Raw genomic sequence first — 14,164 nt, 5'->3', positions numbered from 1 at the left:
GCGCGGTCAACCCCGGCTGGGCGGCCGGGATCGACCCCGCTGGTAGGCTGGAACGGTTCTCAAGAAGGCGACCAGCAGGAGCGAGCGAGCATGTCCGGCACGCCAGACCCCACCCGCAGCACGGCCGACGGCGTCCCGGCGCCCTCCTCCCCTGCGGCGCCTGCCGCTGCGGCCCCCGCTCCGGCTTCGGCCGAGGGACGCGAGGGCACCGTCCGCGTCACCAAGCAGCGCCGGGCGGTGACCGGGGCGCTGGAGCAACTCGACGACTTCGTCAGCGCCCAGGACCTGCACCGCTGGCTCCACGACCGCGACCACCGGGTCTCGCTCGCGACCGTCTACCGGATCCTGCAGTCCCTGGCCGACGACGGCGCCGTGGACGTCCTCCGCTCCGGCGAGGGCGAGGCGATCTACCGCCGCTGCGAGGTCGCGGGGCACCACCACCACCTGGTCTGCCGGCAGTGCGGGCGAGCCGTCGAGATCGAGGCCCCGACCGTGGAGGCATGGACCGCACGCATCGCCGCCGAGCACGGCTTCACCGACCCCGGCCACACCGTGGAGATCTTCGGGCTCTGCCCAGACTGCTCCCGGGGGTAGCCCCCCACGACGGCGCGACGCGTCCGGCAGCCCGGAGACCGTCCGGCGAGGTCGCTCGGACCGCCCCGCGACGCACCGCCGTCGTGCACGTCTCAGACGGCGATGCGGTGCCGCACCCGCGTCCGCCGCCAGGCGATGACGCGGCACACCGCGTAGATCAGGAACGAGAGCGTGGTGACGTACGGGCTGATCGGCAGCCGGCCCGCGAGGGCCAGCATGATGCCGCCGACCACGGACACGGTCGCGAACAGGACCGACAGCGCCACCGTTAGCCCCGGCCGGGCCGACACCGCGAGCGCCGCGGCGGCCGGGGTAATCAGCAGGCTCAGCACCAGCAGCGCCCCGACGATCTGGATGGACAGCGCCACCGCCAGGCCCAGCAGGACCATGAACACCACGGAGAGCCAGCCGGCGGGCACGCCGCGGGAGGCCGCGATGGCCGGGTCGACACTGACGAAGGTGAGCGGCCGCCAGATGAGGAGCAGGCCCGCGATCACCACCGCGCCGCAGCCGGCGAGGAGTCCGAGCTGGACGGTGTCAACCGCGACGATCTGGCCGGTGAGCAGGCCGAACTTGTTGGCACTGCGTCCCTCGTAGAGCGCCAGGAAGAGGATGCCGAGTCCGAGTCCGAACGGCATCAGGACGCCGATGATCGAGTTCCGGTCCTTGGCGCGGGCGCCCATGAGGCCCAGGACGAGGGACGCCAGGACCGCGCCGACGATCGACCCGCCCACCACGTTGGCCCCGATCAGGAGCGCGAACGCAGCGCCGGCGAAGCTCAGCTCGGCGATGCCGTGCACGGCGAACGCCATGTCCCGCATCATGACGAAGACGCCGATCATCCCGCCGACCAGGCCCAGCAGGGCCCCGGCGATGATCGAGTTCTGCACCAGGGGCAGCAGTTCGGCGTAGTTCTCGAAGGAGAAGATCGTCGACCAGAGGTCGTTCGGGCTCATCGGGCGTCGTCTTCCGACTCGTGGATCGCTTCGGCGTGCAGTCCGTGCGGGTGCTCCATGGTCTCCGGGACACCGACGACGACGATGCGGCCGTTGGTGCGGAACACCTCGATGGGGCTGTCGTAGAGGTCGGAGAGCACCTCGCTGGTCATCACCTCGTCGACGGTGCCGATGTGGAACCGGCCGCCGGCGAGGTAGACCACGCGGTCCACGTACTGCAGGACGGGGTTGATCTCGTGGGTTACGAACAGGACCGCGGCTCCGTGGTCGCAGGCCTGGTGGTGGATCAGGGACGAGACGGCGCGCTGGTGGTGCAGGTCCAGCGAGAGCAGCGGCTCGTCGCACAGGAGCAGTTTCGGGTCGTCGGCCAGGGCCTGGGCCGCGCGCAGGCGCTGCTGCTCTCCGCCGGAGAGGATCCCGACGGGCTGGTCCGCGTAGGACGACGCGCCCACCTGCTCCAGCAGCGCGTCCACACGCTCCCTGAGCCTCCTGCGCCCGAGCAACCGGGGTCCCCAGCGGTGGCCGTCGATGCCGAGGGCGACCATGTCCCGGGCCCGCAGCGGCGTGTCCTCGGGGAAGGTCTTCTGCTGCGGGATGATGCCGACGTTGCGCGCCCGCAGGTCCGGGGCGCGGCCGTCGATCCGCACCTCGCCGGCCGAGAGCTCCTTGAACCCGAGGATGACCTTCAGCAGGGTCGACTTCCCCGACCCGTTGGGGCCGAGCACGGCGACGAACTCGCCGGGGGCGACGTCGAGGTCGAGGTCCTGCCAGAGGACGCGGTCGCCGAACGCCATGGTGGCACCGCGCAGGCTCACCGCTGGGGTGAGAGATGCGCCGGGATCGGCCGGTGCGGCGCGACGGTCGGGCGGGGTGGAGGGGTCAGCCGGCAAGGGCCGCCTCCAGCGCGTCGAGGTTCGCGGACATCCAGTCAGCATAATCCTGATCGTCCGGGAGCGTCTCCGTCAGGTCGACGACGGGCACTCCGGCCTCCTCGGCGGCGGCCCGGACGGCCTCCGTCTGCGGGCTGGCGCTCTGCGGGTTGTAGGCCAGGACGGCGATCTCGCCTGCGGCCAGGGCGTCCAGCAGCTCCTTCTGGAGCAGCGGCGGCACGGACTCGCCGTGCTCGACGGTCTCGCTGTAACCCTCCGGGGTCGCGTCGGTGAGGCCCGCCTCCTCCATGAGGTAGTACGGCAGCGGCTCCGTCATGGCGTAGCTGCGGCCCCCCGCGCCCTCGGCGAGCGTCTGCACCCGGGTTTCGAGCTCCCCGAGTTCCGCTCCCAGGGCGGCGGCGTTGTCCTCGTAGGCCTGACGGTTCCCGGGGTCGGCCGCCACGAGCGCCGCGGCCACCTCCTCGGCCGCGGCCTGCATGACGTGGAAGTCGTACCAGACGTGCTCGTTGCCATCTCCGTGCTCGTGGCCGTGGGCGGCCTCGTCGTGGGCCGCCTCGTCGTGGGCTGCGTCGTCGTGCCCCTCGTGGGAGGCCTCCGGCGAGGCGGTGCCTCCCGTGTTCTCCCCCGGCGCGGCGTCGCCCTCAGCATGCGCGGCCTCCGCGAGCTCGGAGACGGTCACGATCCGCGCGGGATCCACCTCGGTATCGGCCAGGAGCTGCTCCATGAAGGCGTCGTATCCGCCGCCGTTGGCGATGACGACGTCGGCCTTCGAGACCGCCAGCTTGTCCTGGACGGTCGCCTCGTAGGAGTGCGGGTCCTGGGCCACCGAATCGACGATCGACTCGACGCTGACTCCGTCGCCGCCGATCTTCTCGGCGATGTCGCCGTAGACGCTCGTGGAGGCCACCACCGTGATGCCGCCGGCGCCGCCCTCGTCACCGCCGCCGGAGGCGGCACCGGTCGAGCAGCCGGCGAGGACGAGCGTCCCGGCCGTCAGGCCGACAGCGAGGAGGGGAAGAGGTCGACGGCGCACGGGGCGTCCTGCCTTTCGCATCGAGGGCGCCGGAGCGGATGGACCGGCTCCGGCAGCCGCGGTTCTGAGCATCGGGGTCGTCCCGGCGGGGTGGGAGCCTCCGGCCGGACGCCCCCACCCTACATCAAATGCGAATGATTTTCATTTAGCCGTTGGCTATGGCGTCGCGGCGCTGGTCCCGTGGGCCGAGCCGCCCCGGCGCCGGGCCCCGCGGGACTGGGTGGCATCGCGGATCTCGCCGACCAGCACCTCGATCACGTCCTCGAGGAAGAGGATGCCGCGCGTCTCTCCGTCGGCAGCGATCACGCGGGCCAGGTGGGAGCCCGTGCGCTGCATGACGGACAGCGCGTCCTCCACCTCGGCGTCGTACCCGATGTTGGCCAGCGAGCGCAGGCGCGTGACCGGGATGGGGTCGTCGGAGCGGTGCGGCGGGATGCTCATGACGTCCTTGAGGTGGAGGTAGCCGGCCAGATCGCCGTCGTCGTCCTCCATGACGAAGCGCGAGAACCCCGTGCGGCCGACGGCGCGCTCGAACTCCGTGGGCGTCGTCGTGCCCGGCAGGGTGACCACCTCGTGGAGCGGGACCATCAGTCCTCCGGCGACGTGCTCGGAGAACTCGAGGGCGCCGGAGATCACCCCGGACTCGTCGTCGACGAGGCCCTCCCGGGTCGACTCGGCGACGATGCTGTGCACCTCCTCCAGGGTGAACGTCGACGTGACCTCGTCCTTGGGCTCCACGCGCATCAGCCGCAGCAGGCCGTTGGCCAGCCAGTTGAGCAGGGCGACCACAGGGTAGGAGACCTTCGACATCGCCACCAACGGCGTTGCCAGCAGCACCACGGCTCGGTCGGCGACCGAGACGGCGATGTTCTTCGGCACCATCTCGCCGAAGGTCACGTGCAGGAACGTCACCAGCAGCAGCGCGACGACGAATCCGGCCGGCCCGGCGATCCCGTACGGGACGCCGACGGCCTCCAGCGGGCCGGCCACCAGGTGGTGGATGGCCGGCTCTGCGACGTTGAGGATGAGGAGGGAGCAGACGGTGATGCCCAGCTGGCAGACGGCCAGCATGAGCGAGACGTGCTCCATCGCGTAGAGCGCGGTCCTGGCCCGCGCGTTGCCGGACTCCGCGAGCGGCTCGACCTGGCTGCGGCGCGCCGACATCACGGCGAACTCCGCGCCGACGAAGAACGCGTTGCCGATCAGCAGAACGACGAGCCAGAAGATGCCCATCCAGTCGCTCATCGGGTGCTCCTCTCGTCGTCGGCGCGTTCGCCGTCGTGGCCTGCGTCGTCGTCCCGGGCGGGCACGAACCGCACCCGGTCCACCCGGCGGCCGTCCATGCGGACGACCTCGAGCGTGCCGTGGTCGCAGTCGATCGAGTCCCCGACGGCGGGGATCCGCCCCAGCTGGTCCATGATGAACCCGCCGACCGTGTCGTACGCGGCATCGTCCGGGATCGTCAGGCCCTTGATCTGCTCGCCGACCTCGTCGGGCCGGAGCAGACCCGGGAAGTACCAGTCCCCGCCGGCGGCCTGCAGCACGCCAGGCAGCGTCCGGTCGTGCTCGTCGGCGACGTCGCCCACGATCTCCTCGACGAGGTCCTCGAGCGTGACGATGCCCGCGGTGCCCCCGTACTCGTCCAGAACGACGGCGACCTGCAGGTTGGCCTCCCGCAGGTCGGAGAGGAGCGAGTCCAGGTGCACCGTCTCGGGGACGGAGATGATGTCGGACATGATGTTGGCGGCGACCAGGCCGGGCCGCTTCTCACGCGGGACGGACACGGCCTTCTTGACATGGGTGACGCCGAGGATGTCGTCCGCCGAGTCGCCGATGACCGGGAAGCGGGAGTAGCCGGTGCGGCGGGCGAGGCCGATGACGTCCGCCAGCGGCGCCTCCGCGCGCACGGCCTCCATCCGCGGCCGCGGCGTCATGACGTCGGCGGCGGTCCGCTCGGAGAAGCGCAGCGAGCGCGACAGGAAGTTCGCGGTGTCCCGGTCGAGGGTGCCGAGGTCGGCCGAGCGCCGCACCAGGGACGCGAGCTCCTGCGGACTGCGGGCACTGGAGAGCTCTTCCTTGGCCTCCAGCCCGAAGCGGTGCAGGACGCGGTTGGAGAACCCGTTGAGCACCACGATCGCCGGGCGGAACACGGCGGTGAACATCAGCTGCGGCCGGGCGAGCGCCCGGCCCAGCGGGAAGGCCTTGGCGATCGCCAGGTTCTTGGGGACGAGTTCGCCGATGAGCATCGACAGCAGCGTCGCGAGCACCATGGCCACGACGAGCGATGCGGGGGCCGCGGCCGCGCCGAGACCCCATCCCTCGAGGACCGGGGTCAGCAGGCGCCCGACCGACGGCTCCATGACGTAGCCGGTGAGCAGTGTGGTGACGGTGATGCCGAGCTGGCAGGCGGAGAGCTGGGTCGAGAGCGACCGGAGGCAGCGCAGGAGCGGCTCGGCCTTCGTGTCGCCGGCGTTCACTGCAGCGCGCACGCTGCCCTGGTCCAGCGCCACGAGCGAGAACTCGACGGCGACGAAGAAGCCGGTGCCCAGGATCAGCAGCAGGCCGAAGCCGAGGTAGAGGAATTCCATCTCAGCACTCCCCCCGAGGGCCGGCGGATGCGGGCTGGACCCGTTGGGAGGGCTCCGAGCCGGACGCGTCCCCGGCGGGGTCCTGCGCACCGCTGGAGGGTGCCGCAGCCTCCGCGTCCGACGACGGGACCGGGCGACCGGTCGCGGCATCGGCGTCGGGTCGAGGGGAGGCGGGGTGGTGAGAAACAGAGACTGGGGCGATGCCGGCACTTCGCGCACCCTTTACGGTAGCGACGGGCCGGCCAAGAGAGTGACTGTCCATAAGGCCTCCAGTCTAGAGGCAGACCCGGGCACCCCGCAGACGTCCATGACACGGCCGGTCCGGTCGTGCCCGGCCCGCAGACCCTGCCGGCGGGCCCGCGGAGCCCGCCCGGGCTGCGGCGCCGCGCGAGCCACGCGCCGGCCTGGCCCTGCGGAGCCGGCCCGGGGAGCCTAGTCTGGAGCATGACGACTTTGCCGAGAGCGTACTCACGATGGCGGAGGTCGCCGCGAGGGCCCTGGGACCGCAGGACTCGCGTCGCCGTCGGCGACCTCCTGGTCGGTCTCGTCTCCGCGGGCACCCGCCGCGGATCGGTGCCGCCCGTAGTCCTGATCCACGGGATCGGCGTCTCGCCGCGGTACTTCGAACCGCTGGCGGCCGTGCTCGCCGAGCGGACCGCGGTGCACGCGATCGAGCTCCCCGGTTTCGGCTCCATGCCGAAGCCGGGCCGGACCCTCGCCATCCCCGAGTTCGCCGACGCCGCCGCCGAGGCCCTGCGCCGGGCCGGCATCTCCGACGTCGTCCTCGTCGGGCAGTCCATGGGCTGCCAGGTCGCGGCCGAGGCCGCCGCCCGGCACCCCGGGCTGGCCCGGTCGCTGGTGCTGCTGGGCCCCACCACGAACGATCGGGAGCGCACGGCGCTGCGCCAGGGACTCCGGCTGGCCCAGGACATGCTGCACGAGTCCGCAGCGGCCAACGCCGTCGTGCTCTCCGACTACTTCCGCGCCGGCCCCGTCTGGTACTTCCGCACGCTCCGGCCGATGCTTGCGCATCGCCTCGAGGAGACCCTGGAGCGGGTGCACGGCCCGGTGCGCCTGATCCGTGGCGAGCGGGACCCGATCGCACCGCTGGCGTGGCTGGAGCGGCTGCGGCTGTCCAGCCCGGCCGCGCAGGTGGCGGAGATCCCCGGCGAGGCACATGTGGCGATGCACGGGAGCCCGGGGGCCGTCGCCCGGATCTGCCTGCCGGAGGCCTTGTGAGGGGCCGCGCCGGCCGCGGGCCCCTGCGATGGCTCCGCAGACGCGTCCGGCTCGGGTGGGCCTGGGCCCTGGACTACGCGTACGTCGGCTACTGGCAGGTGCATGGCTTCCTGTTCCGGCGCGAGGCCGCGGCCTACGCGCGGCGCCCGGAGGGATCCTCGAAGCCACCCGTGGTCCTCCTGCCGGGGATCTACGAGAACTGGCAGTTCATGCACCCCGTCGCCGAGCACCTCCACCGGGCAGGGCACCCGGTGCACGTCGTCTCCAAGCTCGGCTACAACCGCGGCACCGTTCCCGCGATGGCCGCGCTCGTGAAGGACTACCTGGAGGAGCAGGAGCTCCGGGACGTGGTCCTCGTCGCGCACAGCAAGGGCGGGCTGATCGGCAAGTACCTCATGACGATGCCGGGGGCCGGCGACCGGGTGGCCCGGCTCGTCGCCGTGAACTCCCCCTTCTCCGGGTCGGTGTACGCGGACTTCTTCCTCGCGCCGAGCATCCGGGCCTTCTCGCCCCGGAACGCCACGCTGCGCCAGCTGCGGGAGAACCTGCACGTCAACCAGCGCATCACCAGCGTCTACAGCAGCTTCGACCCGCACATCCCCGGCGGCAGCCGGCTTCCCGGCGCGGTGAACATCGAGCTCGAGTCCATGGGGCACTTCCGCGTCATCGGGGAGGCCCGGCTACTGGCCGCCCTCGACGAGGCACTCTCCCCCTCCCCCTCGCCCTACCCCTCGCCTTCGGACCGCCCGCCGCGCGACACGCCGGAGCACGACGACGGGGCAGGCCCCTCGGAGCCGGCCGAGCGCGCCTGACAAGCCGGGCAGCGAGTGCCGCGGGACCGCTCGTCGCAGGGGGAAACGCCTCCGGCCGATCGTCCCCTGGGGGATTCGCAACGGCGCCGCGATTGTCACTAGACTGGCTCGAGGTCCAAAACTGCACTGTGGCGGCATGACCGCGCGGTGCTTGCGGCGAGGCAACCCAGGGAAGAGGCGTATCAACGTGCCAGATCAACCGCACCACCAGCTGACGGAGGAATTCGGAGGCAACGAGTGGCTTGTCGAGGAGCTGTACCAGCAGTACCGCGAGGACAAGAACTCGGTCGACAAGAAGTGGTGGGACATCTTCGAATCGTTCGAGGACGGCGAGGACGGCGCCCCGAACCGGGACGCGGCGACGCCGGCCGCGGCTGAACCGGCGAAGGAGCCGCGGGACGCCGCCCCGCGTGCGGCCGCGACCCACGCACGCGTCGTCGACTCGACGACCAGCACTGCCGATGCCTCGAGCGAGTCCACCGCCGGACGCTCCGCCGACCGGGTCCCCAGCGAGCCCGGCACGGGCGACGCCGGAGCGAAGGACCCGGCTGCCCAGGGCGAGTCCTCTCAGGGGGAGGCTCCGAAGGAGGAGGCCAAGAAGCCGGCCAAGGCCGCCCCGATCCCGGCCGAACTCCCCAAGTCCGAGCCCGTCGAGTCGACGGAGGAGGACAAGGTCTCGCCGCTGCGCGGTCCGGCCAAGGCGATCGTCACCAATATGGAGGCATCGCTGACGGTCCCCACCGCTACGACCGTGCGCGCCGTGCCCGCCAAGGCCCTGATCGACAACCGCATCGTCATCAACAACCACCTCGCCCGGGCTCGCGGAGGCAAGGTCTCCTTCACACACCTGATCGGCTTCGCCGTCGTCCGCGCGCTGAAGCTCTTCCCGTCGCAGAACGTGACCTACGCCGAGATCGACGGCAAGCCCGCCGCCGTCCAGCCCGCGCACGTGAACTTCGGCATCGCGATCGACCTCCCCAAGCCGGACGGCACCCGCATGCTGGCGGTCCCGAACCTCAAGAAGGCCGAGACGCTCAACTTCACCGAGTACTGGAACGGGTACGAGGACCTGATCCGCCGCGCCCGCGCCAACAAGCTGACCGCCGACGACTACGCGGGGACCACGGTCTCGCTGACCAATCCCGGCGGCATCGGCACCGTCCACTCCGTCCCGCGGCTGTCCAAGGGGCAGGCCACGATCGTCGGCGTCGGCGCGCTCGAGTACCCCGCCGAGTTCCGCGGCGCCGCGGAGAAGACGATCGCCAACCAGGGCATCGGCAAGATCATCACCCTCACCTCCACCTATGACCACCGCGTCATCCAGGGCGCCGGCTCGGGCGAGTTCCTGCGCATCGTCGAGAGCCTGCTCCTGGGCGAGCAGGGCTTCTACGACGAGATCTTCGAGGCGCTCCGCATCCCGTACGAGCCAGTGCGCTGGGTCGCCGACAACCAGGTCGACGTGGAGCTCGAGGTCAACAAGATCGCGCGCATCCAGCAGCTGATCCACGCCTACCGCGTCCGCGGCCACCTGATGGCCGACACGAACCCGCTCGAGTACGTCCAGCGCCGGCACCCGGACCTGGACATCCAGACCTACGGCCTGACCCTGTGGGACCTGGACCGCGAGTGGGTCACGGGCGGATTCGGCGGCAAGCCGCGCCTGAAGCTGCGCAAGATCCTGGGCGTCCTGCGCGACTCCTACTGCCGCACCACCGGCATCGAGTACATGCACATCCAGGATCCCGAGGAGCGCGACTGGTTCCAGTCGGAGCTGGAGCACGAGTACTCCAAGCCGACGCGCGAGGAGCAGCTGCGCATCCTGGGCAAGCTCAATGCCGCCGAGGCGTTCGAGACGTTCCTGCAGACGAAGTTCGTCGGCCAGAAGCGGTTCTCCCTGGAGGGCGGGGAGTCGCTGATCCCGCTGCTGGACGCGATCATCTCCGACGCCGCCGACCAGGGCCTGGACGAGGTCACCATCGGCATGGCCCACCGTGGCCGCCTCAATGTGCTGACCAACATCGCCGGCAAGACCTACGCCCAGGTCTTCCGCGAGTTCGAGGGCACGCAGGTGCCCGGCTCGGTGCAGGGCTCCGGCGACGTCAAGTACCACCTGGGCACCGAGGGCAAGTACGTCTCGGACCACGGCAACGAGACCAAGGTGTACCTGGCGGCGAACCCGTCGCACCTGGAGGCCGTGAACCCGGTGCTCGAGGGCATCGCCCGGGCCAAGCAGGATCGCCTGAACAAGGGCAGCGACGGGTTCTCCGTCCTGCCGATCCTCGTGCACGGCGACGCCGCCTTCGCCGGGCAGGGCGTGGTCGCCGAGACCCTGAACCTGTCGCAGCTGCGCGGCTACCGGACCGGGGGCACCATCCACGTCGTCGTGAACAACCAGGTCGGCTTCACGACGGCGCCGACGTCGTCGCGCTCGTCCGTGTACTCCACCGACGTGGCCAAGATGATCCAGGCGCCGGTCTTCCACGTCAACGGCGACGACCCCGAGGCCGTGGTCCGGGTGGCGCAGTTCGCGTTCAAGTACCGCGAGAAGTTCAACAAGGACGTCGTCATCGACCTCGTGTGCTACCGCCGCCGCGGCCACAACGAGGGCGACGACCCCTCGATGACCCAGCCCATGATGTACAACCTCATCGAGGCGAAGCGCTCCACCCGCAAGCTGTACACCGAGGCCCTCGTCGGCCGCGGCGACATCACGCAGGAGGAGGCCGACCAGGCGCTGCGCGACTACCAGGAGCGTCTGGAGCGCGTCTTCTCGGAGACGCACGCTGCCCAGACGTCCCCGATCCCGGTCATCAACGCCGACGGGACGATCAACGATCTCGAGCTGCCGGACTCGCAGCGCGACGAGGGTGTGGCGAGCCCCCACTCGACCGCCATCAGCCCGCAGACCCTGGCGCGGATCGGCGAGGTCCACGTCGAGATCCCGGAGACCTTCACGGTCCACCCGAAGCTGAAGGCCCTCCTGGAGCGCCGTCACAAGATGGCCACCGAGGGCGGCATCGACTGGGGCTTCGCGGAGATGGCCGCGTTCGGCTCGCTGGCCATGGAGGGCGTGCAGGTGCGACTCGCCGGCCAGGACTCGCGCCGCGGCACCTTCGTCCAGCGCCATGCCGTCTTCCACGACCGCTCCAACGGCGAGGAGTGGATGCCGCTGCAGCACCTCTCCGATGACCAGGCGAACGTGCGCATCTACGACTCGCTGCTCAGCGAGTACGCGGCGATGGGCTTCGAGTACGGCTACTCCGTCGAGCGCCCGGACACTCTGGTGCTCTGGGAGGCGCAGTTCGGCGACTTCGTCAATGGCGCCCAGACGGTCATCGACGAGTTCATCTCCTCCGCCGAGCAGAAGTGGGGCCAGCGCTCGTCGGTGGTCCTCCTGCTGCCGCACGGCTACGAGGGCCAGGGACCGGATCACTCCTCCGCCCGGATCGAGCGCTTCCTCCAGATGTGCGCCGAGGACAACATGGTCGTCGCCAACCCGACCACGGGGGCCAACCACTTCCACCTCCTGCGCCGCCAGGCCTACGCCCGTCCGCGCAAGCCGCTGGTGGTGTTCACTCCGAAGCAGCTGCTGCGCCTGAAGGCGGCGGCCTCCTCGGTGGAGGAATTCACGCAGGGCGAGTTCCAGAAGGTCATCCCGGACGCCGGCGAGCTGGACGCGGGCAAGGTCAAGCGCGTCGTGCTGGTCTCCGGTCGCCTGTACTACGATCTGGCGGCCGCGCGGAAGAAGGCCGAGGACGGGACCATCGCGATCGTCCGCGTGGAGCAGCTCTACCCGCTCCCCGTCGACGAGATCCGGGCGGAGTTGGCGAAGTACCCGAACGCCGACGTCGTCTGGGCCCAGGACGAGCCGCAGAACCAGGGCCCCTGGCCGTTCATCGGCCTGAGCCTGGCCGACGAGCTCGACCGGGAGCTCCACCTCGCCGCGCGTCCGGCCTCCGCCTCCACGGCGGCGGGCTCGCACAAGCGGCACGAGGTCGAGCAGGCCACACTACTCAACCAGGTGTTCTCCCACCAGGGATAGCACGCACGGCAACGAGGGGGACGGACGCAGCCGCGTCCGTCCCCCTCGTGGTCCGAGTCGGTCCCCGACCGGATCACTCGATTAACAGGGCGCGTTGCTAGGGTTGCCCTTACCCCACCAGAAAGGTCATTCGTGGAACAGCGCATCATCCGCCTCGTCGCGGTCGGCGACGAACTGCTGGCCGGGCACGGGGACCCGCGGGCGCTCGGCTGGTACGGCCGCGTCCTGGCCCGCACCCAGAACGACGACGTCAGGATCGAGAGCTTCCAGCTGGCGGCGCCGCGGGAGGGCACCGAGGCGCTCGCGCAGCGCTGGTTGGCCGAGGCAGGGCCGCGGTTCTCCGAAGCGGCCGAGAATCGCGTGGTCATCGCTCTCTCCGACGCCGATCTCGACGAGGACCTCTCGACGGCCCGCAGCCGGCTGAATCTGGCCAACATCCTCGACGCGGCCTCGCAGGCGAGCATCAAGGCCCTGGTGGTGGGGCCTCCCCCGAGCCTCGACGCCGAGCGCAACGCCCGTCTGGCCGAGCTCTCAGCCGCCTACGCCGATGTCACCAGCCGCCGCCACCACGCGTTCGTCGATACCTTCTCGCCGCTCCAAAACCACCAGCAGTGGCGATCGGACCTGGCGGCCAACTCCGGTGTGCCGGGCCAGGCGGGGCACGGCCTCGTGGCGTGGTTGGTCCTGCATCGCGGCTGGTATCAGTGGCTCGGCCTGGCCGAGCCGACCGCCGGCTGAGCCGGCCCTGCGTTAGGCCGGGCCCGACCGGTATGGAAGACTAATGGGCAGTCCTTTTCGGATGAAACCTCGAACGAAGGAGTCACCATGAGCAAGCGAGCTCGCAAGCGTCGCGACCGCAAGCGTGGCGGGGCGAACCACGGCAAGCGTCCCAACAGCTAGTCGACGCGTCCGGCGGGAGCGTTCCCGCCGCGAAGCACAGGAGGCCGGCACCAGTTCGACTGGTGCCGGCCTCCTTCGTTGCAGCGAGCCCTGCGGTAACAGGCCGAGGCAGCCGCCTCGGTACATCAGCCGTGGCCGACCTCGATCCGGATCTCGCTGATCCGCATCATGATGCGGCTCTTGAGCGTCTGCGGCGCCGTATCCGTGCAGCTGCGCTTCACCACCGAGCGGATGATGCACTCGAGGTCGTACTCCTGCGCGCACTCCGAGCAATGCTCGAGGTGGCGCCGCACATCGTTGAGGTCCTCCTTGGACAGCGCGCCGTCCAGGTACTCATAGAGGCGCTCGATGCGCGTGTCATCGCAATCGCCCAGCGAGTTGCAGTCGCCCATTACTTCTTCTCCTGCTCAGTGCCCGTGGTCTTTTTGCCGCTGCTCCGCCCCAGCCCGCGCTCCGCCGCGTAGTCGGCCAGGAGCTCGCGCAGCTGCTTGCGCCCGCGGTGGAGGCGCGACATGACGGTGCCGATCGGCACGCCGAGGATCTCGGCGACCTCCTTGTAGGCGTACCCCTCGACGTCCGTGAAGTAGACCGCGAGCCGGAATTCCTCCGGAATGGCGGCCAGCGCGTCCTTCACCGCGGAGTCCGGCAGGTGGTCCAGGGCCTCCGCCTCGGCCGAGCGCAGTCCCGTGGACGTGTGCTCGGCGGCCTGGGCCATCTGCCACTCCTCCACCGTGTCGGTGCTGGAGCGCTGCGGCTCGCGCTGCCGCTTCCGGTAGAGGTTGATGTACGTGTTGGTCAGGATCCGGTAGAGCCAGGCCTTGAGGTTGGTCCCCGGCTTGTACTGGTGGAACGCGGAGTAGGCCTTGGCGTACGCCTCCTGGACCAGGTCCTCGGCGTCGCTGGGATTCCGTGCCATGCGCAGCGCGGCCGAGTACAACTGGTCCACGTACTGCAGCGCGTCGGCCTCGAACCGGGCATCCCGCTCGGCGTCGGTCTCCGCCGCGGCGCCGTCGGAGTCGGCGGTGATCAGGCCATCTGTTGAGTCGGTCATCGCCGCCCAGTCTACGCTCGGGCCCGGGGCCTCCAACAGGACTCCTCCTGCGCTCATGC

13 protein-coding genes are annotated in these 14,164 nt (G+C 70.7%); 6 read left to right on the top strand and 7 right to left on the bottom strand.

Annotation, left to right across the window (positions count from 1 at the left end; all coding sequences use genetic code 11):
* Positions 1–90: 90 nt before the first annotated feature.
* The gene (locus RIN46_RS12570) at positions 91–594 is read left to right on the top strand and encodes a Fur family transcriptional regulator (protein ID WP_309082074.1); all 504 of its coding nucleotides are present in this window, start codon (positions 91–93) and stop codon (positions 592–594) included.
* A 92-nt stretch (positions 595–686) separates the two neighbouring features.
* Here the strand turns inward: RIN46_RS12570 and RIN46_RS12565 are convergent, their stop codons facing one another.
* The 5 genes from RIN46_RS12565 to RIN46_RS12545 all read right to left on the bottom strand — a co-directional run bounded on the left by RIN46_RS12565 (position 687) and on the right by RIN46_RS12545 (position 6,061).
* A complete protein-coding gene (locus RIN46_RS12565) occupies positions 687–1,550 on the bottom strand; it encodes a metal ABC transporter permease (RefSeq protein WP_309082073.1) in 864 nt (287 codons plus the stop codon).
* The gene (locus RIN46_RS12560) at positions 1,547–2,365 is read right to left on the bottom strand and encodes a metal ABC transporter ATP-binding protein (protein ID WP_309082072.1); all 819 of its coding nucleotides are present in this window, start codon (positions 2,363–2,365) and stop codon (positions 1,547–1,549) included. The genes RIN46_RS12565 and RIN46_RS12560 overlap by 4 nt, the downstream gene beginning before the upstream one ends.
* A 64-nt stretch (positions 2,366–2,429) precedes the next feature.
* Positions 2,430–3,473, bottom strand: coding sequence for a metal ABC transporter solute-binding protein, Zn/Mn family (locus tag RIN46_RS12555; protein ID WP_309082071.1), 1,044 nt, complete (start codon positions 3,471–3,473; stop codon positions 2,430–2,432).
* A gap of 156 nt (positions 3,474–3,629) precedes the next feature.
* Positions 3,630–4,718, bottom strand: a complete 1,089-nt coding sequence (locus RIN46_RS12550) for a hemolysin family protein (protein ID WP_309082070.1) — start codon at positions 4,716–4,718, stop codon at positions 3,630–3,632.
* Positions 4,715–6,061, bottom strand: a complete 1,347-nt coding sequence (locus RIN46_RS12545; RefSeq protein WP_309082069.1) for a hemolysin family protein — start codon at positions 6,059–6,061, stop codon at positions 4,715–4,717. Before RIN46_RS12545 ends, RIN46_RS12550 begins: the two co-directional genes overlap by 4 nt.
* A gap of 573 nt (positions 6,062–6,634) precedes the next feature.
* Here RIN46_RS12545 and RIN46_RS12540 point away from each other — a divergent pair.
* The 5 genes from RIN46_RS12540 to RIN46_RS14360 all read left to right on the top strand — a co-directional run bounded on the left by RIN46_RS12540 (position 6,635) and on the right by RIN46_RS14360 (position 13,054).
* Positions 6,635–7,300 (top strand): alpha/beta hydrolase, encoded by a 666-nt coding sequence (locus RIN46_RS12540; RefSeq protein WP_309082068.1) that lies wholly within the window; start codon positions 6,635–6,637, stop codon positions 7,298–7,300.
* Entirely contained in the window at positions 7,297–8,112 is an 816-nt protein-coding gene (locus tag RIN46_RS12535) for an alpha/beta fold hydrolase (protein WP_309082067.1), read from the top strand. The genes RIN46_RS12540 and RIN46_RS12535 overlap by 4 nt, the downstream gene beginning before the upstream one ends.
* A gap of 187 nt (positions 8,113–8,299) precedes the next feature.
* Positions 8,300–12,154 (top strand): multifunctional oxoglutarate decarboxylase/oxoglutarate dehydrogenase thiamine pyrophosphate-binding subunit/dihydrolipoyllysine-residue succinyltransferase subunit, encoded by a 3,855-nt coding sequence (locus RIN46_RS12530; RefSeq protein WP_309082066.1) that lies wholly within the window; start codon positions 8,300–8,302, stop codon positions 12,152–12,154.
* Positions 12,155–12,286: 132 nt separating this feature from the next.
* Complete coding sequence (locus RIN46_RS12525; protein ID WP_309082065.1) at positions 12,287–12,892, top strand: GDSL-type esterase/lipase family protein; 606 nt, start codon at positions 12,287–12,289, stop codon at positions 12,890–12,892.
* 87 nt (positions 12,893–12,979) lie between these two features.
* Positions 12,980–13,054 (top strand): 50S ribosomal protein bL37, encoded by a 75-nt coding sequence (locus tag RIN46_RS14360; protein WP_369299107.1) that lies wholly within the window; start codon positions 12,980–12,982, stop codon positions 13,052–13,054.
* Positions 13,055–13,179: 125 nt separating this feature from the next.
* Here RIN46_RS14360 and rsrA read toward each other — a convergent pair whose 3' ends face one another.
* A complete protein-coding gene (gene rsrA / locus RIN46_RS12520; protein WP_309082064.1) occupies positions 13,180–13,446 on the bottom strand; it encodes a mycothiol system anti-sigma-R factor in 267 nt (88 codons plus the stop codon).
* Positions 13,446–14,105, bottom strand: coding sequence for a sigma-70 family RNA polymerase sigma factor (locus tag RIN46_RS12515; protein ID WP_309082063.1), 660 nt, complete (start codon positions 14,103–14,105; stop codon positions 13,446–13,448). Before RIN46_RS12515 ends, rsrA begins: the two co-directional genes overlap by 1 nt.
* Between the last annotated feature and the right edge of the window lie 59 nt (positions 14,106–14,164).

The sequence above is a fragment of the Zhihengliuella sp. genome (genome assembly GCF_031178195.1).
Lineage (GTDB): Bacteria > Actinomycetota > Actinomycetes > Actinomycetales > Micrococcaceae > Zhihengliuella.
This window is presented reverse-complemented; position numbering and strand designations above follow the sequence as displayed.

Bases quoted from the DNA above. Each gene is read 5' to 3' on its own strand.
- RIN46_RS12570 (WP_309082074.1), top strand. From the start codon at position 91: ATGTCCGGCACGCCAGACCCCACCCGCAGCACGGCCGACGGCGTCCCG.
- RIN46_RS12565 (WP_309082073.1), bottom strand. From the start codon at position 1,550: ATGAGCCCGAACGACCTCTGGTCGACGATCTTCTCCTTCGAGAACTAC.
- RIN46_RS12550 (WP_309082070.1), bottom strand. From the start codon at position 4,718: ATGAGCGACTGGATGGGCATCTTCTGGCTCGTCGTTCTGCTGATCGGC.
- RIN46_RS12545 (WP_309082069.1), bottom strand. From the start codon at position 6,061: ATGGAATTCCTCTACCTCGGCTTCGGCCTGCTGCTGATCCTGGGCACC.
- rsrA (WP_309082064.1), bottom strand. From the start codon at position 13,446: ATGGGCGACTGCAACTCGCTGGGCGATTGCGATGACACGCGCATCGAG.
- RIN46_RS12515 (WP_309082063.1), bottom strand. From the start codon at position 14,105: ATGACCGACTCAACAGATGGCCTGATCACCGCCGACTCCGACGGCGCC.